The organism is Nocardiopsis suaedae, from assembly GCF_027706745.1.
GTDB lineage: Bacteria > Actinomycetota > Actinomycetes > Streptosporangiales > Streptosporangiaceae > Nocardiopsis_A > Nocardiopsis_A suaedae.
On the sequence record NZ_JAQFWP010000002.1, the window covers coordinates 163,916 to 181,573 of the forward strand.

A 17,658-nucleotide genomic window follows, 5' to 3' on the forward strand; every position below is an offset into this window, starting at 1 on the left:
CACCACCGTGGGACGACGTGGTCCCCCTCTGGGAGCGGAAAGCGCCTGCCGCCTAACGTCGCCCCATGGACTCCCCTTCCACGCCCCGATACGCGGGCGCCGTGGCCGCCGGAGCGGTCGCGGCCCTCACCGCGCTCCCCGCGGCCGCCGTCGCCGCCCCTTCCGAACCCCCGGCCCCCGAAACGGTCACGTTCGACCTGCCCGACCCCACCGGCCCCTACGACGTGGGCACCACCGAGCTCCGGCTGGTCGACGAGGACCGCACCACCCCGTGGACCGACGACGTGCGGGAGCTGGCCGTGAGCGTCTGGTACCCGGCCGAGCACCGGCCGGGCGACGAGCCCGCGCCCTACGCCGACCAGCGGGTCGGCGACCTGTTCACCGAGTACCAGGTGGGGCGGCGGTTCGCGGGCGTCGACTGGGAGAGCGCGGCCGGCTCGGCCGTGCCCGGCGCCCGCGCCGACCGCAGTGCGGGCCGCCTCCCGGTGGTGCTGTACTCGCCCGGCGCCGCCGTTCCCCGGGTCTTCGGCACGAGCATGGCCGAGGACCTCGCCTCGCACGGGTACGCGGTGGTGACCGTCGACCACACCGGGGAGGCCCCGGTCCGGTTCCCCGACGGGCGATTCGACGACGGGGACCGGCACTGGGAGGACGAGCCGAACGTCATCACCGGGTTCACCGCGGCGCGCGTGCCCGACACCCGCTTCGTCCTGGACAGCGTGGAGGACGCCACGCGGAAGGGGTGGACCGACGCCGACGGGCGCCGGCTTCCCCACGGGCTCGCCAAGGCCCTCGACCCGTCCACCGCGGGCATGTTCGGCATGTCCCTCGGCGGCGCGACCACCGTGCACGGCATGGGGGCCGACGAGCGGATCGGCGCCGGGATCGACATGGACGGAAGCGTCGACTTCACCTCCGACCCGGAGTTCGCCGAGCGCTTCCCCACCGCCGACGAAGGGCTGGACCGGCCCTTCATGTTCATGGGCGGCAGCCGGGTCCGGGACGGGGAGGTCCTGCCCAACACCCACCGCACCTTCGAGGACTGGGGGCGGCTCTGGGACAACTCCACCGGCTGGAAGCGCGACGTGCACTTCGCCGAGGCGCGGCACTTCTCCTTCACCGACTTCCAGGTGGTCATGCCGCAGGTCGCCGAGGGCCTGGGCCTGTCGGAGGAGCAGGTGGAGGGCGCGATCGGGACCACCGACGACCCGCAGCGCCTGCACGCCTCCCAGCGCGCCTACGTACGGGCCTTCTTCGACCACCACCTGCGCGGTGAACGGCGGCCCGTCCTGGACGCGGACTCGCCCGGGCACCCGGACGCGCGCCTGGTCGGCTGACGGGGACGGAGGAGGGCGGGAGCGGGCGCTACTCGCCGTCCTCCCCGGACTCCTCGCGCAGGACCTCCCCGGCGAGGCGGAGGACCTCCCCGTCCATGCCGGGGACCGCCCGCACCAGGTGGGCCAGCGACTCCAGCAGGGTCACCGGGCGGGACCGCGCCGCCTCCATGGCCAGCAGGAACCGCCACGCGACCAGTTCGGCGACGTCCCGCCGGGCCTCGGGGAGCACCCAGGCGGTGGCGGCCAGCGAGAGCAGGGCCGCCTCGGCGGCCCAGTCCTCCGGGCCGTAGGCCAGGTCGACCAGGGCGGTCCGGCGGTCCGACCCGGCCCAGGGCTGGTCGCCGCGGTGGTGGGCGATGCCCAGGCAGGCCCACGCCTGCACGCGCCGGATCCAGGCCGGCCACACGGTGGCCGGGCCGCTGGGCGGGGCGGGCGGGTGCACCATCGCGCCGAGCAGGTCCTCCAGGGGCAGCCCGGACAGGCGCACCGCGTCGTCGTAGGCGGCGGGCAGGTGCCGCCACGGGTAGGCGGCCAGAGTGCCCAGCGCCTCGGCGGCCTCCGCGGAGGGCGGCGGTACGGCCGGTTCGGCGCCGGTGCCGCGGTAGTGCCACAGTCGGCGCCCGACCTCGCGGACCGGGCCGCGCGAGGACACCTCGGGCACGGTCAGGCGCGGGTCGGGCTCGGGGACCTCGGCCACCGAGATCGTGCACTCCGGGGCGGCGCGGCGCATCGCCAGCAGCGCGCTGGGCGGCTCCGGGGCGGAGACGGTCAGCGAGAGCGCCGCCGTCGCCGGGTCGACGCCCTGGTCGTGCATCTGGTGCAGCACGTTCACCACCGCCTCGGTGGCCGAGGGGATGGGCCCCAGCCAGAACCGGGTCTGCGAGCCCTGGGTGAGGACCCGGTCGGCGTGCTCGCCGCCGGGCCGGTCGCGCAGGTGGTCGGCGAGGGCCACCAGGTGCTCCAGCCGCCCGTCGAGGGAGAAGCGCATGCCGCAGGCGGTGGGGAAGGCGCTCGCGTCCTCGGGGTCCTGCTCCAGCGCGCGCTCCACCCACGCCAGGCCGTCGTACGGCCGCCCGGCCTTGGCGAGCAGCTCGCCGATGTCGGTGTGCAGGGCGAGGTTGCCCGGGTCGAACTCCAGGGCCCGCAGCCACGCCGCCTCCGCCTCGTCCCAGCGCTGCTCGGCCCGGTAGGCGTACCCGGCGGCCATGGCGGCGTGGAAGGACGGTTCGGCGGCCTCCGAGCGCAGGGCGAGCGCGACGGCGTCCCCGGTGCGGCCGCAGCGGCGCATCAGCATCGAGGCCGACCACAGCAGCGCCGGGTGGTCGGGCCGGGCGGCCAGGCAGCCGTCGAGCAGGGCCAGGAACGGGCGCAGTGCTGCCAACACGTCCTGGCCGACCGGGTCGTCCAGCGCGCCCACCAGGCGCAGCAGCGCGGTGCGCACCTGCTCGGGGTCGAGCCCTTCGGCGACCCGCCGGTCGTACATCCAGGCGGCGTCGGCCCAGGCGCCGTCGGGGCGGTGGCACTGGGCCGTCACCAGCAGCGGGAGCGCCTGGTCGGGGCGGCCGAGCACGGCCAGCGTGTGCGCCCGCGCGACCACGTCGCCCAGGTAGACGGGCTGCTCGACGGGGTACAGGTCCGGGCCGCCGCCGGGCCGGACGGCGAGCCGCGCAAGGAGCTCGTGCACCTCGGGCAGCCGGGGGTCGAAGACCAGGGCGCGGGCGACGTGACCGGCGGCGTGTCGGAGATCGCCGCCCTCCAGCGCCAGGCGCGCCATGCTCAGTTCGCCCTCGGCCTCAAGGCGCGGATCGGCGGTCCCCTCGTGGCCCTCGGCCATGTTCCCTCCCGCAGGGTGCGATGTCGCCGACATTGCCACAAACCGAGGACAGGGGGCGAATCCCGGTGTGTCACGACAGGTCAGGAGGCGGGCGGCAGCAGCGGCGCCACGTCGGCGCGCGCGAACCGGCCGTAGCGCCCGGGCTCCAGCCCGGCCCGTTCGGCGGCCACCTCGAAGCGGCCGACCGACCACCCGGCCTCGCGGGCGGCCTCCTCCGGGGTGAGGCTGGCGGCGAGCCAGGCCTCCCGCTCGGCGACGGCGCGGGCGACGGCGTCGCGGGGCAGGGCGTCCAGGTCGCCCCGGGCGAACATCGGGTGGCCGCGGAAGGCGCCCGCCGGGGCGAGCAGGCCGCGCTCGCGCAGGTCCAACACGTCGTCGCGGCGCACGTCCAGGCCGGTGCGCTCGGCGAGCACCTCGGCGGCCCGAACCGAGCCGTGGCCGGGGTGGTCGCCGACGGCCGCGCGCAGGTCGGCCACCCGGTCGCGGAGGGCGTCCGCGGCCCGCCGCGACCATTTGCCGTCCTCGGTGTCGGGGCCGGGGACCAGGCCGCGGTCGACGGCGCGCTCCATCTGCCAGCGCTCCAGGCCGATGAAGCGCGCCAGCTGCACGGGGCCCAGGGGGCGGCCCCTGGGGCGGTCGGGGCCGTCCTGGGCGTTGTCGGCGCCGCCGTCGGGCGCGGTGCGCTCGGCCAGCTCGGCCTGGATCTCCTCGACACGGTCGGGGAGGGTCTTGGCGAGGGCCTCGGACCAGTGGGTGCCGCGCACGTCGGGCGGCGGGACGAGCGTGAGCATGCAGGCGCGCTGGAAGTCGCCGTAGCGCATGCCCAGCCACCTGGAGAGCTGGACGGGGCCGAATTCGCGTCGGGACGCCATGGGGGCTCCTCCGGAGACGGGTGCGAGGGCCTCGAAGGTAGGCCGACCGGGGCGCCGCCGGGGGAGCGGTCTTCGCGGCTGTGGAAAAGCGGAAAAACGGCGCCCGCCTGCCGTCCCCGGGAGCGGTGCGGGGGCCCAGAGCGTCCTAAAGCCGTGGACGGGGAGGGGCGGTCGAGCATGGACGGGGAGAGAACGGATGCGCACGGGCACCGCGAAGAGGACTGCGGTGGTGTGGGTGGAGAACCGGGGGCTGCAGTGCTGCGGTGACCCGTTCTCGGTCGGGGCGCAGGTCGAGTGGTTCCTGCTGCCCGCCGGGGCGCGGGACCGGGCCTGGATGGGCGAGATCCTGGACCGCGGCACCGCGGAGGGCGTCACGCACCTCCAGGAGCACCACGCGGGCAGTGAGGAGCCGGTGGCGGTGGCGGGCACGGTCCGCAGGATCCGCGTCGTCCGCTGCCGGTACGCCGAGGTGAGCGGGAGCGTCCCGCGCTCCCTGCGCCCCGTGCCCGACACCACGGAGCTGGCCGAGGCCCCGTCCGCCCACGGGTGGGAGTCCTCGCCCGAAGGGGTCCAGGTGGCCGGGTACCTGGTGGACCTGGAGACGGCCCACTGACCCCGGGGACCGATGGCCGCGGGGCCCGCCCCGGACGCGGTGGGAGTCCGGTGTGGGCCCCGGGGCGCGGGAGGCCGGGGTGCGGGGCCGGTCAGCCCAGGACGGCCAGGGCGTCGGCCTCGACCAGCAGGCCCGCGGGCAGGCCCACGTACACGGTGGTGCGCGCGGGAGGGGCCTCCTCCAGACCCGCGAAGTACTCGTCGTAGATCCGGTTGAACTCGGCGAAGTGGTCGGTGTCGGTCAGGTACACCCGGACCATCATCACGTCCTCCCAGGCGGCCCCGCCCTCCTTGAGGATCGCCTCGACGTTGGCGAAGGTCTGCAGGGTCTGCTCGCGCAGGCCGGGGCCGACCGGCCGGGGCGCCTCGCCCTCCCGGGCCGGGCCGAACCCGACCTGCCCGGCGACCTGCAGGATGGTCCCCTTGCGGACCCCGTGGGAGAACCGTGCGGGCGGGGTGGTGTGGGTCGCCGGGGTCAGGGCGGTCTTGGGCGCGGACGCGCTCATGGTCTCTCCTCGTGCTCGTCGGGTCCGGTCTCCCCGCCCGGTTCCGGGCGGCGGCCGCAGTACTCGGCGGAGACCGCCTCGGCGGTGCGCCGCACCTGCGGCAGGAGCGCCACCAGCGCGTCGGCGCCCACGACCACGTTGGGCGCGGACAGCGACATCGCCGCCGCGACGCGCCCGTCTGGGCCCCGGACGGGCGCGGCGACGCAGTTGATGGACTCCTCGTGGCCACCCAGGTCGGTGGCCCACCCCTGCTCGCGCACCCGGGCGAGCTCGGCCAGGAAGGCCGCTGCGTCGGGCGTCGACCGGGGGGTGTACTTGGGGTAGTCGAGCCGCTCGGCCAGTGCGCGCCGCTCGTCCTCGGGCAGGTCGGCCAGGAGCAGTTTGGCCACGGCGGCGACGGTGATGGCGACCGGTCGGCCGATGCGCGAGTACATCCGCACCGGGTAGCGGCTGTCGACCTTGTCGATGTAGACGACCTCGCCCTCCTCGTACACCGCCAGGTGCACGGTGTGCCCGGTCTGCTCATTGAGCCGGAGCAGGTGCGGGTGGGCGACTTCGCGCACGTCCAGAGACTCCATGGCCTCCTGCGCGAGGGAGAACAACCGCGCGCCCAGCCGGTAGCGCTGGTCGGGGCGCCGGTACACCAGCCCGTGGTCGCACAGGGGCCGCAACAGCCTCAGCGCCGTGGACTTGTGCACCCCGAGGCACCGGGCCACCTGGTCGAGCGTGGCGGGGCCCTCGGCGAGCAGAGGCAGGACGGTCAGCGCGCGGTCGACGGTCTGGCTCATGGTGTCGCGGCCCTCTCTGCGCACGGTAGGGCCCCGTCGGTCCAGCCGGGGCCGAGACGCAGTGTGCCCCACTCCTCGTCGGGCAGCGCCGCCAGCGCGTCGGCGCGTCCCCGGGCCGGGGGCGGGGCCAGGTCGCCGGGGGAGGTGAGGGCGGCCGCGGCGGTGAGGTGGCCGTGGCGCAGGCGCGGCCGCAGCGGCAGGCCGCGCAGGGTGGCGGAGAGGAACCCGGCGGCGAAGGCGTCCCCGGCCCCGACGAGGGCGGCCACTTCCACGGCGGGCGCCGGGGAGAAGACGCCGGTCGGCGCGTCCCCGGTGAAGGCGGTCGCCCCCGCGGGGCCCTGCTTGACGACCAGCGCGCGCGGCTCGGGCAGGGCCGAGCGCACGGCGCGCGGGCCGCCGGTGACGCCCCAGGCGGCCTCCGCCTCGTCCTCGCCGACGAAGACGATGTCGCAGCGCCGCGCCAGCTCCAGGAGGACGTCGGGGGTGTCCGGGGCGCCGCGCCACAGCTCGTCGCGGTAGTTGACGTCGAACGACACGAGGGGCCGGTGGGGGCGCCGTTCGGTGAGCGCGCGCATCAGGGCCAGGCAGTCCTCGGACAGGGCCGGGGTGATGCCGGTCAGGTGCAGGACGCGTCCGGCGTCGGTGTCGGCGGTGTCGACGGTGGCGGGCGACATGGCCGAGGCGGCCGAGCCGCTCCGGTAGTACAGGCGCTCGCGGCCCGTCCGGAAGTACACGCCGGTGCGGCGCCCGGGGTCGCGTGCGACCGCCGAGGTGTCCACGCCGTAGCAGGAAACGGCCCGGATCAAATAGTCGCCGAACCCGTCGTCCCCGACGCGGCCGATCCACCGTGCGCTGTGGCCCGCCCCGGCGAGGGTGCAGGCGACGTTCGATTCGGCCCCGCCCAGCGCGCGCTCGAAGGAGGGGACTTCGGCGAGCGACCCCGGCCGGGAGGGCAGGAAGGTCACCATGGACTCGCCGAGGCAGACCGCGTCGAAGCGGGGGGTGGGGGGCATGTCGGGCCGCTCCTCGTCCACCGGCGGGGCCGGGGGGGGTCGTCTGGGGGTGTCCGGACAGGCGGGCCGGCCGGGGGCTCCGGAGGCGCGGGGGACGCCGTTGACCGCCGTTCCCCCGGATGGTAGACAGCGACGTGCGCGAAGCGCAACGCACATTGCAAATATTGCAACGCCAGAACCGGGAGCCGCGATGTCCACCCCGCACCCGCACCGCCTCGGCGGCCTGGAGCGCCTCGCCGACGAGGTCGTCGACGTCCGCTTCAAAGGGTTGCCGCCCGACGCCGCGGGCACCACCGCCGGGGCCCTGGCGGCCCAGAAGCGCAACCTGTTCACCGGCGGCTTCACCACCCCGGTGCTGGCGATGTCGGCCGAGCGCACCGAGCACAACCTGGCGCTCATGGAGGAGTACACGCGCCGCCACGGGCTGGCGTTCGCCCCGCACGGCAAGACGTCGATGGCCCCGCAGCTCTTCGACGCCCAGCTGCGCCACGGCGCCTGGGGCATCACCCTCGCGGTCCCGCACCAGGTCCGCGTCGCCCGCGCCTTCGGGGTGCCGCGCGTCTTCCTCGCCAACGAGCTGGTCGACCCGGCCGCCCTGCGCTGGCTGGCCGCCGAGCTGGACGCCGACCCCGGCTTCACCTTCGCCTGCTACGCCGACTCGGTGCGCGGCGCCGCCCTGATGGACGAGGCGCTGCGCGCCGCCGGGGCGCGGCGCCCCGTGGACGTGGTGGTCGAACTGGGGGCCGGTCCCGGCGCCCGCACCGGGGCGCGCGGCGCCGAGGAGTGCGCCGCGGTGGCCGACGCCGTCGCCGAGGCCGACCACCTGCGGCTCATCGGGGTCGCCGGGTACGAGGGCGAGGTCCCCGGCGCCGACCGCGACCGGGTCGCCGCGTGGCTGCGCGCGCTGACCGACCTGGCCGCCGCCTTCGACCGCGACGGGCGCTTCGCCCACCTGGCGCCCGACGAGACGATCATGGTCACCGCCGGGGGCAGCGCCTGGTTCGACGCCGTCGCCGAGGCCTTCGCCGGGCTCGGCGGCCTCAGCCGACCGGTGCTCAAGCTGCTGCGGTCGGGCGCCTACGTCTCCCACGACGACGGCCTCTACCGCGAGCGCACGCCGTTCAACCGGGTGCCCGAGGAGGGCGGGCTCCGGTCGGCGTTCACCCTGTGGGCGCAGGTGGTCTCCCGCCCCGAGCCCGGCCAGGCCTTCCTCAACGCCGGGCGCCGCGACGCCGCCTACGACCAGCACCTGCCCCGGCCGCACCTGGTGCGGCCGGCCTCCGGGGGGCCGGTGCGCCCCGCCGAGGGCCTGGAGGTCGCCAAGCTCTCGGACCAGCACGCCTGGCTGGACGTGGCCGAGGGCGTCGGGCTGGAGGTCGGCGACTGGGTGGGCATGGGCATGTCCCACCCCTGCACGATCTTCGACAAGTGGGAGATGGTGCCCCTCGTCACCGAGGACGGGACCGTCACCGACCTCATCCGCACGTTCTTCTAGGAGGCGGCCGTGGACCTGGTCATATCCGGCGCGCGGGTCATCGACGGCGGGGGAGGGCCCTCCTTCACCGCCGATGTCGGCGTCGAGGGCGGGCGGATCACCGCGGTCCGCCGCGGCGGCGGACCGCCCCTCACCGGCGCGCAGCGCCTGGACGCCGACGGGCTCGCCCTGGCGCCCGGCTTCATCGACATGCACGCCCACTCCGACCTGGCCCTGCTGCGCGACCCCGACCATTCGGCCAAGGTCGCCCAGGGCGTCACCCTGGAGGTCCTCGGGCAGGACGGCCTCAGCTACGCGCCGGTCGACGACCGCACCCTGGAGCAGGTGCGCCGCGCCATCACCGGGTGGAACGGCGACGGGTCCGACATCGACTTCGACTGGCGGACGGTGGGGGAGTACCTGGACCGCCTCGACCGGCAGGGCATCGCGGTCAACGCCGCCTACCTGGTGCCGCAGGGGTCGGTGCGCATGCTCGCCCTGGGGTGGGAGGACCGCGAGCCGACCGCCGCGGAGCTCGACCGGATGCGGCGACTGGTCGCCGAGGGCATGGAGCAGGGCGCCGTCGGAATGTCGTCCGGGCTCACCTACACGCCCGGCATGTACGCCTCGGGTGCCGAGCTCGCCGAGCTGTGCGCGGTGGTCGCCCGGTACGGCGGCTACTACTGCCCCCACCACCGTTCCTACGGGGCCGGTGCGCTCGACGCCTACGCCGAGATGGTGGACCTGGCCCGCCGGACCGGGTGCGCCCTGCACCTGGCCCACGCCACCATGAACTTCGCGCCGAACAAGGGGCGCGCTCAGGAGTTGCTGGACCTGGTCGACCGCGCGCTGGAGGACGGCGTCGACGTCACCCTGGACACCTACCCCTACACCCCCGGCTCGACGACGCTGGCGGCGATGCTGCCGAGCCGGGCGAGCGAGGGCGGTCCCGACGCGGTCCTCGCCCGCCTGGCCGACCCGGAGGAGACGGCGCGCATCCGCCACGTGATGGAGGCGGAGGGGTCCGACGGCTGTCACGGGGTGCCCATCGAGTGGGACACCATCGAGATCTCCGGGGTGTCCGACCCGGCGCTGTCCCCCTACGTCGGCAAGTCCGTCGCCGCGTCGGCGGCCGAGCGCGGCGAGGAGCCGTTCACAACGGCGCACCGGCTGCTGGTGGAGGACCGGCTCGGGACGACGATCCTGCAGCACGTCGGGCACGAGGAGAACGTGCGGGCCATCATGGGCCACCGGGTGCACTCCGGCGGCAGCGACGGCATCCTCCAGGGCGACAAGCCGCACCCCCGGGCCTACGGCACCTTCCCGCGCTACCTCGGCCACTACGCGCGCGACGAGGGCGTGCTGGCGCTGGAGGAGTGCGTCGCCCACCTGACGTCCCGCCCGGCGGCGCGGCTGGGACTGGCCGACCGGGGCCGGGTGCGCGAGGGGTACAGGGCCGACCTGGTCCTGTTCGCCCCGGAGACGGTGGACGCGGGGGCCACGTTCGAGCGCCCGCGCGCGCTCCCGGTGGGCGTGCCGCACGTGCTGGTCGACGGGCGCTTCGCCGTCCGCGACGGGGTGCGCACCGATGTGCTGGCGGGCCGGGCGGTGCGCGGTGGCCGGAACCGGCCACCGGAATCGGTGTGAGTTCCGGGTGAGCGCTGCCGTGGTTGGCTTCCCTCTGCGAGGAGGTGGTGCTTTTGTGGCACCCGCGACCGATGAGGGAAAAAGCGGCGGAAGAAATTCCGGAAACCTGTATGTCCGAATCCGGGCTGCCGCTGGCCGCGCACATGGTCGAGTCGATGGACGCGGCCGACGCCCTGTGGGACGGCTACCTCTCCCCGGCCTTCCGCGAGGGGCTCGCCGCGGACATCGGGGAGGGGAGCGCGCGGGCGCTGTACCGCTGGCTGTCGGCCCTGTCCGGGCTGGGCCGGTGCACCCCCGGCTACCAGCGGCTGCACGCGGCCCGCTACTCCGGCGACCCGGCCGTCGCCCCGGTCCCGGTGGCGCCCCGCACCGGGCGCCACGAGCGCGCCTCGTCGTACCTGACGGCCCTCTTCCTCCGCGAGGAAGGGTGGTCGCGCGAGGCGGCCGAATGGGCGGGATACGCCGTCGGCGGATGGAGGGTGAACGTCCTCCGAGAGGCGGCCGATTCCGAGGAGTGGGGCGGTGCGGAATGGCGCGCCCTCCAACGCGACCTCTTCCACGGAATGACCGGTGCGGCCGGATTCCCTCTGGAATCGCTCGCCTGGCACGTTCCTTCCCCGGGCGTTCAACTCGCCTGTTCGGGCGCGGTCATCCTGGCCGACCGGGTGGCCGCGCAAGGGGGAGAGCTTCCGGCGGCCGCGCCCCCGGCCCTGGCCGACCTGTCCGCCCCGGGCGGCGGCACGGGCGACCCCCGGGTGCACGAGGCGGCCCTGGAGGCCGCCTTCGAGATGGAGACGCCCGGCCTCCTGCTGATCGCCTCCCCTGACGGCACCGAGGCCGCCTTCGCCGCCGCGGAGGTCCTGGCCGCAAAGTTCGGGCTCGACGGGTTCTTCTACGCCCTGCCCACCCAGGAGGCCCTGGACGCCGCGGCCGACCGGGTCGTGGGAGAGCGGCGCAGGAGCCTCAACGGGATGGGCACGCTGGAACAGCTCCGGCTCGACCAGGCCGACACCACCGACCCGCGCATGATGCTCCGGCAGCTCACCCTGGTGACCCGGGCCGTGATCATCGACGCGGCCGATACCTCCGCCACCTCCGCCGACACTGCGGCCGTCCCGGCCCCGCGCAGGGCGCGGCGGCTGCCGCGGGCCGTCCCGCCCGCCCTGTCCTGGCTCGGCGAGCACGGGGTGCCCGCGGTGCTCCTCACCCCCGACCTGGGCGAAGGGGAGCGGGGCGCGCTCTTCGAGGCCTACACCGGTGATCTGCTGGTGCGGCCCAGGCAGGGGACCTCGCCGCGGATCACCTGGGCCACCGCCCCCCAGCGGCGGTCCCGGGCCGCGTGAGCCACCGGATCCGGGGCACGGAGGCCGGTCACGGGAGCGGGACGGTCAGCCCGGGCCGGGCGACCGTCGTGGGCCCCTGGAAGGACGTGGCCGCCGCCCGCTCCGCCTCGGCGGGGGAGGTCCCCGGCCACAGGTGGGTCAGGACCAGGCGGGCCGCCCCGGCCTGGGCCGCGTACCTCCCGGCGAGCTCGGCGGAGAGCAGGTACGGCGCCTCCAGGAGGGGGACGCGGTCGACGAAGGTCGCCTCGCACAGCAGCAGGTCGGCACCGGCCGCCAGCTCGGTGATGTGCGGGCTGGGCCCGGTGTCGCCGGTGTAGGCGAAGACCGTCCCCGCGGCCGTCAGGCGCAGCCCGGCGTTGGGGACGTGGTGCGGCAGCCGCCGCGTCTCGGCGAGGAACGGGCCGACCGGGAAGGCGTCCCCGGGGTCGAACGACCGCAGGTCCCAGGCGCCGTCCACCGCGGAGCCGCGGTCGAGGGCGAGCACGGCGTCCAGCGCGCCGTGCGGGGCGTGCACGGCCAGCCGGGGGCAGGGCGGGTCGGCGTAGGCGCGGGCCCGCAGCAGCGGGGCGAGGTCGGCGCAGTGGTCCGGATGGCCGTGGCTGACCAGGACCGCGTCGACGGCGGCGGGCGAGGTGTGCTCCTGCAGGCGCGGCATCACCGCGAACCCGGGGTCGACGAGCAGCCGGAAGCCCTGGTGCACCAGGAGGTAGCCGCTGCACGCCTGGGCGGCCGTCGGCCAGGCGCCGCTCCCGCCCAGAACCGTCAGCCTCATGTGCGGCGACCCTATCCGGTTCAGCCCTCGACCATCGAAAGGCGCGCCAGCTCGGGGTGGTGGAGCAGGTGGTCCGGGCCGAAGGCCAGGTAGGACACCGCCACCGCCAGCCACGGCACCGCCGGGCCCTGCCAGCGCAGCGGCTCGGTCTCGTTGAAGAGCTGCACCAGCGCCCACTGGTCGAGCATCGGGTTGACCTGCATGTTCCTCGAATGGTGCCAGGAGAGCCAGCGGGTGCCCTCGACGAGCGCCAGCAGGCGCCGGTCGGTCACGTAGACCTGGACGCGCTGCTGCTCCCGCCACTGCGGCGCCGCCATGGCCTGGGCGCGGTTGCGCGCCGAGGCGTTCCCGATCGCCTGCGCGGTGAGCCCGGCGGCGACGAACGCCGGCGAGCCGAAATAGAAGCCGTTGGACTGCTGGTACTCCACGTCCATCGTGTAGAAGCGCGAGTAGTCGGCCACGAGCTCGGCGTGGGCGACCTCCCCGGGCTCCAGGCGGACGGGGACGAACGGCAGCCGGGGCAGCTCCAGGCCGGACAGGAGCGCGTCGCGCAGGTCGACCCCGCTCTCCCAGCCGGTCTGCCACATCTGCTGCTCGGGGGGCATCCCGGTCATGCGCATCACTCCCAGACGGTGGCCTGAAGGGTGGCCGTGCCGACCCCTCCAGGGGACGAGACGGCTTCGATGGAGGCGACGCGCCCCTGGTCGGTCTGGACGCAGAAGCGGGCGCCCGGGGTGAAATCGGCGCCGGAGGTCCCGTTGGTCTCGATGGCGTCGAGGCAGGCGGCCTTGTCGGGGGCCTGCCCGCCCTCGGGGAGCGGGGCGATGCCGCCCGAGGAGTTCTCGAAGGCCACGCCGTCGATGTTGGGGCGCAGGACGAAGTCGCGCCCGTCGATCCGGCTGTCGGTCCGCAGCGGCGGGTCGGTGTCCAGGTCGACGTAGGTGTACGGGCTGGCGACCTCGACGCTGAGCTCGTCCTCGAACAGGACGGTGTCCTCCTGCTCCTGGCCGGCGGAGTCCTCGGCGGCCGCCTCGCCCCGCCCGCCGCCCCCGTCCCCGCCGGACTCAGTGCCGGAGCCCTGGGCGCCCTCCTGGGCCCCGCCCTGGGAGCCGTCCGCGCCTGCGCTCGCCTCGCCCTCCCCGCCGCGCCCCGCGGTGAGGAAGACGACCGCCGCGGCGACGAGCACGGCGAACCCGAGGAAGACGACCGCCACCCCGAGCGCCTTGTTGCCGCCGCCTCCGCCGGATCCCTTCGCGGCGGGTGTACCCGGAGGCGGCGGAGGCTGCGGATAGGACCGGCCGCCCGTGCCAGAGGGAGGGGGGTAGCTCAACGGGATCTCCAACCCAGGTCTTCGGGAGCGGATGGGCGCTCGCCCGTGGACGCCGGAATTCTACGGGGCCCAGGAAGGGCGGATCGGCCGCATCCGTCGACACGGTCGTGCATCGTCCGAACACCGGGCCGGACGGGGCGATACCGTACGGACCGTACCGTTGCGGGCGCGCCGGTCGCCGGTGGTGGTGGAACGCCCCCTGTCCCCTCTGGAGTGCATGGATGTTCACGGTCCACGTGTCGAGGTCCGCGCGCGGCGCGGCCTCCGGTCTCGATGAGATCCTCCGGCACCCCTCGTGCGCCGGGATGGACCTCTACCTGCACGTGGACCCCGGGGAGTACACGGCCGACGCGGCGCACGTCGTGGACCGCCACGTGATCGTGGTGCCGACCCAGGGCCCGGGCACGGTGTCGGTCTCGGTGGCCGACGACGCCGTCTTCGAGGTGCGCCAGGGCCGCCTGGAGCTGTACGGGATCGAGGTGGTCGGCGGGTCGCAGCAGCACCCCGGCATCGAGCTGTACCCCGGCACCTCCATGAAGGCCCTGGACTGCGTCTTCGCCCTGCCGCTCGGCATCGCCGCGGACGCGGCCCCGGTGGACCTGGAGGGGTGCCGGGTCTCCGGCGGCACGCTGCGCATGCGCGGCGGTGGCGGCCGGGTCGTCGACACCGCCTTCGACCGCGGCGGGGCGGAGGTCACCGGGGAGGCGCGGGCCGAACTGCGGGGGCTGCGCTTCACCGGCCCGTCGCAGAGCCACGCCCTGGTGGTCGCCGACCGCGCCGCCCCTGAGATCACGGAGTGCTCCTTCACCGGCACGGGCACCGAGGAGAACCTCACCGTGGGCGTGGTGGGAGGAGCGTCCCCCTCCTTCACCGACTGCACCGTCGAGGACGCCGCCGGGCGGGGGGTCTGGGCGGGACAGCGCTCGACCCCCACCTTCACCCGGCTGCGGGTGTCCGGCGGTATCCGCGACCAGGTCGCCCTGCTGGTCGAGGAGGACTCCCGGGCGACGTTCCGGGACTGCGCCGTCAGCGCGGCCGCCGGGCCGGTCCTCTTCGTGCACCAGTCCGAGGCGCGCGTGTCCGGGCTGGAGGTGGACGGTGCCGCTGCCGACGTGTTCCAAGGGGTGGGCGGCCGGATCAGCGTGGACGGCGCCAGGCTCCGGGACGTCTCCGGCACCGCGCTCAATCTGCAGGGCGCCGCCCGTGCGGAGGTCCGGGGGCTCGACATGCGCTCCTCCCCCTCACAGGCCGGGGAGGAGCCCAAGCCGGGGATCCGCCTGTCCGGCTCTCGCGCCGACATCGACGGCTCCACCATCACCGGGACCGGGGCCGGGATCGGGGTGATCGCGCGCGAGAGCTCCCTCGCCCTGCGCTCGGTCGAGATCAGCGGCGTGCTCTCCGGCGTGCGCATCCTGGACGACACCACTCTCAAAGCCGAAGGGCTGACCGTCGCCCGCTGCCACAGGAGCGCGCTGCTGGCGGACTCGGGGGCCTACGGCGAGGTCTCCGGGGCCGACCTGCGGGTCCTGGGCGGGGGGACCAACGGCGTCACCGTAGGGGACGGGGGCCGCATCGCCCTCAAGGACTCCACGGTCGCCGGGGGCACGAACGGGATCGCGGTCACGGACGGCGGCGCGGCGACCGTCGAGGAGACCACCATCACCGGCGTGAACCAGGTCGGCGCCGGGGTCAAGGGGACCGGGCGGCTCCGCCTGGTGCGCTGCACGCTGCGCCGCAACGGGCAGAAGGACCTCCACGCCGACCCCGGGTCCGTGCTCCAGGTGGAGGACACCGAGACCGAGAAGGGCCTCCCCGAGCAGGCGGTGCGCGCGGCCGCCGACCGGAGCGCCCCGGCCCCCGCCCCCGCCCCGCCCCCCGACACCGATGCGCGCCCGCTCGGCGAGGTCCTCGCCGAGCTCGACGCGATGGTCGGCCTCGACGGGGTGAAGAAGGAGGTCCGCGCGCTGGTCGACCTGCACCGGGTGAACGCCAAGCGCGTCGAGGCCGGGCTGCCGAGCCTCGACTTCAGCAGGCACCTGGTGTTCTCCGGTCCGCCCGGCACCGGCAAGACCACCGTGGCGCGCATCTACGGGCAGGTGCTGCGCTCCCTCGGGGTGCTGGAGCGGGGCGGCTTCATCGAGGCCTCCCGCGCCGACCTCGTCGGCGAGCACCTCGGCGAGACCACGCGCAAGACCACCGAGCTGTTCCAGCGCGCCCGCGGCGGCGTGCTGTTCATCGACGAGGCCTACGCCCTCTCCCGCTCCTTCGGCAGCGGCGCCGACTTCGGCCAGGAGGCCATCGACGCCATGATCAAGCTGATGGAGGACGCGCGCGAGGAGGTCGTCGTGGTCTTCGCGGGCTACTCCGACGAGATGCGCACCTTCCTCGCCGCCAACCCGGGCCTGAAGTCCCGCGTCTCGCGCACCGTGGAGTTCCCCAACTACCAGCCCGAGCAGCTCGCCACCATCTTCACGGCCATGGCCGAGGGCAAGGGGTACATCCTCGGCCGGGGCGTGCGGGACCTGGTGGTCCGGCACTTCCAGGGGCAGACGCAGGACGCCTCCTTCGGCAACGGCCGCGAGGCGCGGCGCATGTTCGAGCACGTGGTGCAGCGCCAGGCCAGCCGCCTGGTGGCCGACGGGGCCACCTCCGCCGACGACCTCAGCCGGATCGTCCCGGGCGACCTGGAGGGCGCGGTCGACCCCGGGCTGACCGCCCGGGTGGGGGCCCCGCGCGACGAGCGGCAGGCCCAGACGCTGATGCGGCGCCTGGAGGCCATGGTGGGCCTGGACAGCGCCAAGCGCGAGGTGGCCGAGCTGACCAGCCTCATCTCGGCCGGGCGGCGCCGCCAGGCCGCCGGGCTGGAGGCGCCGCTGCCCTCCCGCAACCTGGTCTTCGCCGGGCCGCCCGGCACCGGCAAGACGACCGTGGCGCGCATCTACGGCGAGCTCCTGGCCGCCCTGGGGGTACTGGCCCAGGGGCAGGTGGTGGAGGCCTCCCGCGCCGACCTGGTGGGCCGGTACCAGGGGCACACCGCGCAGCAGACCCGCGAGGTGGTCGAGCGGGCGCGCGGCGGCGTGCTGTTCATCGACGAGGCCTACAGCCTGGCGGGCGGGGGCGGCGGGAACGACTTCGGCGCCGAGGCCGTGGAGACCCTGCTCAAGCTGATGGAGGACTACCGGGACGAGGTCGTGGTGATCGCCGCGGGCTACACCGACCGGATGCGCGCGTTCCTCTCCACCAACCCGGGCCTGGCCTCGCGCTTCTCGCGCACCGTCGACTTCGCCCCCTACACCCCGGGCGAGCTGGTGGACATCTTCGCCGACACCGCCCTGGCAGGGGACTTCCTGGTGCCCGACGCCACGCGCGAGGCCGTCGCCTCGGCCGTGCGCTCGGAGCGGGAGCGCTTCTCCCACGGCAACGCCCGGGAGATCCGCAAGCTCTTCGAGGACTCCGTCGCCCGGCACTCGCGCCGCATCGAGCAGCAGGCGTCCGACGGCCGGGAGCCCACGCTCGAACAGCTCCAGAACCTGCTGCCCGAGGACGTCCTGCCCGGGGGCGTCCCCGGTGGTGCCGCCGCCCCGGCCTCCCCTGGGGACGGCGCCGCCTCCGCAGCGGATCCGAGCGTGCGCGGACGGCGATAAGGTGGCGTTCCGTCCCCAGCATCGTCACTCACGGAGAGCAGGCGGAACAGGTGCGGACGTCGAGTCTTCGCCATAGTCGGGAGCATCGCGGGTCCCGTGGCCGGGCCGGGAGCGAACCGGACAAGCGGCCATGGCGGGTGCCCCTGGCGGTGTGCGCCGCGGGCCTGCCCGTCGCGGCGGTCGCCGTCGCCTACAGGCGGGGCCTGCCCGTCCCCGGTGCGCCCCTGGTCAAGTCCGCGCTGCCGGAGTACGTCGAAGCGCTGCCGTGGTTCGCCCACGGGCTGTGGGTGGGGTGCCTGATGCTGCTGGCCAGCAGCGTCCTGCTGTCCGTCCCCGAGCGCGCGCGCACGCGGTGGCTCGTGTGCGCGCTGGCCGGGGCCACCGTGCTGGCCGCCGCCCTCGCAGGCGCGATCACCTGACGCCGCATGACGCCGCACCGCTCGTCGGCCTCGGGAAGAACGACCCTGAGCCCGCGTTGGTAGCGGC

15 protein-coding genes are annotated in these 17,658 nt (G+C 75.4%); 7 read left to right on the top strand and 8 right to left on the bottom strand.

Features of this window, described 5'->3' with window-relative positions:
* Positions 1-65 precede the first annotated feature (65 nt).
* A complete protein-coding gene (locus O4U47_RS02025; protein WP_270675578.1) occupies positions 66-1,337 on the top strand; it encodes an alpha/beta hydrolase family protein in 1,272 nt (423 codons plus the stop codon).
* A 28-nt stretch (positions 1,338-1,365) separates the two neighbouring features.
* On the opposite strand, the gene O4U47_RS02030 is transcribed toward O4U47_RS02025, so the two are convergent.
* Positions 1,366-3,171, bottom strand: coding sequence for a tetratricopeptide repeat protein (locus tag O4U47_RS02030; protein ID WP_270675580.1), 1,806 nt, complete (start codon positions 3,169-3,171; stop codon positions 1,366-1,368).
* 80 nt (positions 3,172-3,251) lie between these two features.
* Positions 3,252-4,043 carry a hypothetical protein gene (locus O4U47_RS02035; protein ID WP_270675582.1) on the bottom strand — a complete coding sequence of 264 codons (792 nt, stop codon included), beginning with the start codon at positions 4,041-4,043 and terminating at the stop codon, positions 3,252-3,254.
* Between the two features lie 196 nt (positions 4,044-4,239).
* Between O4U47_RS02035 and O4U47_RS02040 the strand changes: the two genes are divergently transcribed.
* Complete coding sequence (locus O4U47_RS02040) at positions 4,240-4,656, top strand: DUF6578 domain-containing protein (RefSeq protein ID WP_270675584.1); 417 nt, start codon at positions 4,240-4,242, stop codon at positions 4,654-4,656.
* A gap of 91 nt (positions 4,657-4,747) precedes the next feature.
* Here O4U47_RS02040 and O4U47_RS02045 read toward each other — a convergent pair whose 3' ends face one another.
* From O4U47_RS02045 to O4U47_RS02055, 3 genes are read right to left on the bottom strand one after another with little or no spacing between them, the layout of a single operon-like run.
* Positions 4,748-5,161 (bottom strand): RidA family protein, encoded by a 414-nt coding sequence (locus tag O4U47_RS02045; protein ID WP_270675586.1) that lies wholly within the window; start codon positions 5,159-5,161, stop codon positions 4,748-4,750.
* Positions 5,158-5,949: an IclR family transcriptional regulator gene (locus O4U47_RS02050; protein ID WP_270675588.1), complete on the bottom strand. Its 792-nt coding sequence runs from the start codon at positions 5,947-5,949 to the stop codon at positions 5,158-5,160. The genes O4U47_RS02045 and O4U47_RS02050 overlap by 4 nt, the downstream gene beginning before the upstream one ends.
* The gene (locus O4U47_RS02055; RefSeq protein WP_270675590.1) at positions 5,946-6,962 is read right to left on the bottom strand and encodes a sugar kinase; all 1,017 of its coding nucleotides are present in this window, start codon (positions 6,960-6,962) and stop codon (positions 5,946-5,948) included. Before O4U47_RS02055 ends, O4U47_RS02050 begins: the two co-directional genes overlap by 4 nt.
* Before the next feature lie 190 nt (positions 6,963-7,152).
* Between O4U47_RS02055 and O4U47_RS02060 the strand changes: the two genes are divergently transcribed.
* The 3 genes from O4U47_RS02060 to O4U47_RS02070 all read left to right on the top strand — a co-directional run bounded on the left by O4U47_RS02060 (position 7,153) and on the right by O4U47_RS02070 (position 11,426).
* Complete coding sequence (locus O4U47_RS02060) at positions 7,153-8,457, top strand: type III PLP-dependent enzyme domain-containing protein (RefSeq protein ID WP_270675592.1); 1,305 nt, start codon at positions 7,153-7,155, stop codon at positions 8,455-8,457.
* 9 nt (positions 8,458-8,466) lie between these two features.
* Complete coding sequence (locus tag O4U47_RS02065; RefSeq protein ID WP_270675594.1) at positions 8,467-10,083, top strand: N-acyl-D-amino-acid deacylase family protein; 1,617 nt, start codon at positions 8,467-8,469, stop codon at positions 10,081-10,083.
* A gap of 110 nt (positions 10,084-10,193) precedes the next feature.
* Entirely contained in the window at positions 10,194-11,426 is a 1,233-nt protein-coding gene (locus tag O4U47_RS02070; RefSeq protein WP_270675596.1) for an HD domain-containing protein, read from the top strand.
* Positions 11,427-11,454: 28 nt separating this feature from the next.
* Here the strand turns inward: O4U47_RS02070 and O4U47_RS02075 are convergent, their stop codons facing one another.
* Genes O4U47_RS02075 through O4U47_RS02085 form a run of 3 tightly spaced genes read right to left on the bottom strand, consistent with a single transcriptional unit; the run spans position 11,455 to position 13,411 of the window.
* Complete coding sequence (locus O4U47_RS02075) at positions 11,455-12,198, bottom strand: MBL fold metallo-hydrolase (RefSeq protein WP_270675598.1); 744 nt, start codon at positions 12,196-12,198, stop codon at positions 11,455-11,457.
* 20 nt (positions 12,199-12,218) lie between these two features.
* Complete coding sequence (locus O4U47_RS02080) at positions 12,219-12,812, bottom strand: hypothetical protein (RefSeq protein ID WP_270675600.1); 594 nt, start codon at positions 12,810-12,812, stop codon at positions 12,219-12,221.
* A 5-nt stretch (positions 12,813-12,817) separates the two neighbouring features.
* Positions 12,818-13,411, bottom strand: coding sequence for a hypothetical protein (locus tag O4U47_RS02085; protein ID WP_270675606.1), 594 nt, complete (start codon positions 13,409-13,411; stop codon positions 12,818-12,820).
* A gap of 338 nt (positions 13,412-13,749) precedes the next feature.
* Between O4U47_RS02085 and O4U47_RS02090 the strand changes: the two genes are divergently transcribed.
* Both O4U47_RS02090 and O4U47_RS02095 read left to right on the top strand, forming a co-directional pair.
* Positions 13,750-17,172, top strand: a complete 3,423-nt coding sequence (locus O4U47_RS02090; protein WP_270675609.1) for an AAA family ATPase — start codon at positions 13,750-13,752, stop codon at positions 17,170-17,172.
* Positions 17,173-17,309: 137 nt separating this feature from the next.
* Positions 17,310-17,591 (top strand): hypothetical protein, encoded by a 282-nt coding sequence (locus O4U47_RS02095; RefSeq protein ID WP_270675611.1) that lies wholly within the window; start codon positions 17,310-17,312, stop codon positions 17,589-17,591.
* Positions 17,592-17,658 lie beyond the last annotated feature (67 nt).

Coding starts and splice junctions, on each gene's coding strand:
- O4U47_RS02090 (WP_270675609.1), top strand. CDS start 13,750: ATGTTCACGGTCCACGTGTCGAGGTCCGCGCGCGGCGCGGCCTCCGGT.
- O4U47_RS02030 (WP_270675580.1), bottom strand. CDS start 3,171: ATGGCCGAGGGCCACGAGGGGACCGCCGATCCGCGCCTTGAGGCCGAG.
- O4U47_RS02035 (WP_270675582.1), bottom strand. CDS start 4,043: ATGGCGTCCCGACGCGAATTCGGCCCCGTCCAGCTCTCCAGGTGGCTG.
- O4U47_RS02040 (WP_270675584.1), top strand. CDS start 4,240: ATGCGCACGGGCACCGCGAAGAGGACTGCGGTGGTGTGGGTGGAGAAC.
- O4U47_RS02055 (WP_270675590.1), bottom strand. CDS start 6,962: ATGCCCCCCACCCCCCGCTTCGACGCGGTCTGCCTCGGCGAGTCCATG.
- O4U47_RS02080 (WP_270675600.1), bottom strand. CDS start 12,812: ATGACCGGGATGCCCCCCGAGCAGCAGATGTGGCAGACCGGCTGGGAG.
- O4U47_RS02075 (WP_270675598.1), bottom strand. CDS start 12,198: ATGAGGCTGACGGTTCTGGGCGGGAGCGGCGCCTGGCCGACGGCCGCC.
- O4U47_RS02070 (WP_270675596.1), top strand. CDS start 10,194: ATGTCCGAATCCGGGCTGCCGCTGGCCGCGCACATGGTCGAGTCGATG.
- O4U47_RS02060 (WP_270675592.1), top strand. CDS start 7,153: ATGTCCACCCCGCACCCGCACCGCCTCGGCGGCCTGGAGCGCCTCGCC.
- O4U47_RS02050 (WP_270675588.1), bottom strand. CDS start 5,949: ATGAGCCAGACCGTCGACCGCGCGCTGACCGTCCTGCCTCTGCTCGCC.
- O4U47_RS02045 (WP_270675586.1), bottom strand. CDS start 5,161: ATGAGCGCGTCCGCGCCCAAGACCGCCCTGACCCCGGCGACCCACACC.
- O4U47_RS02025 (WP_270675578.1), top strand. CDS start 66: ATGGACTCCCCTTCCACGCCCCGATACGCGGGCGCCGTGGCCGCCGGA.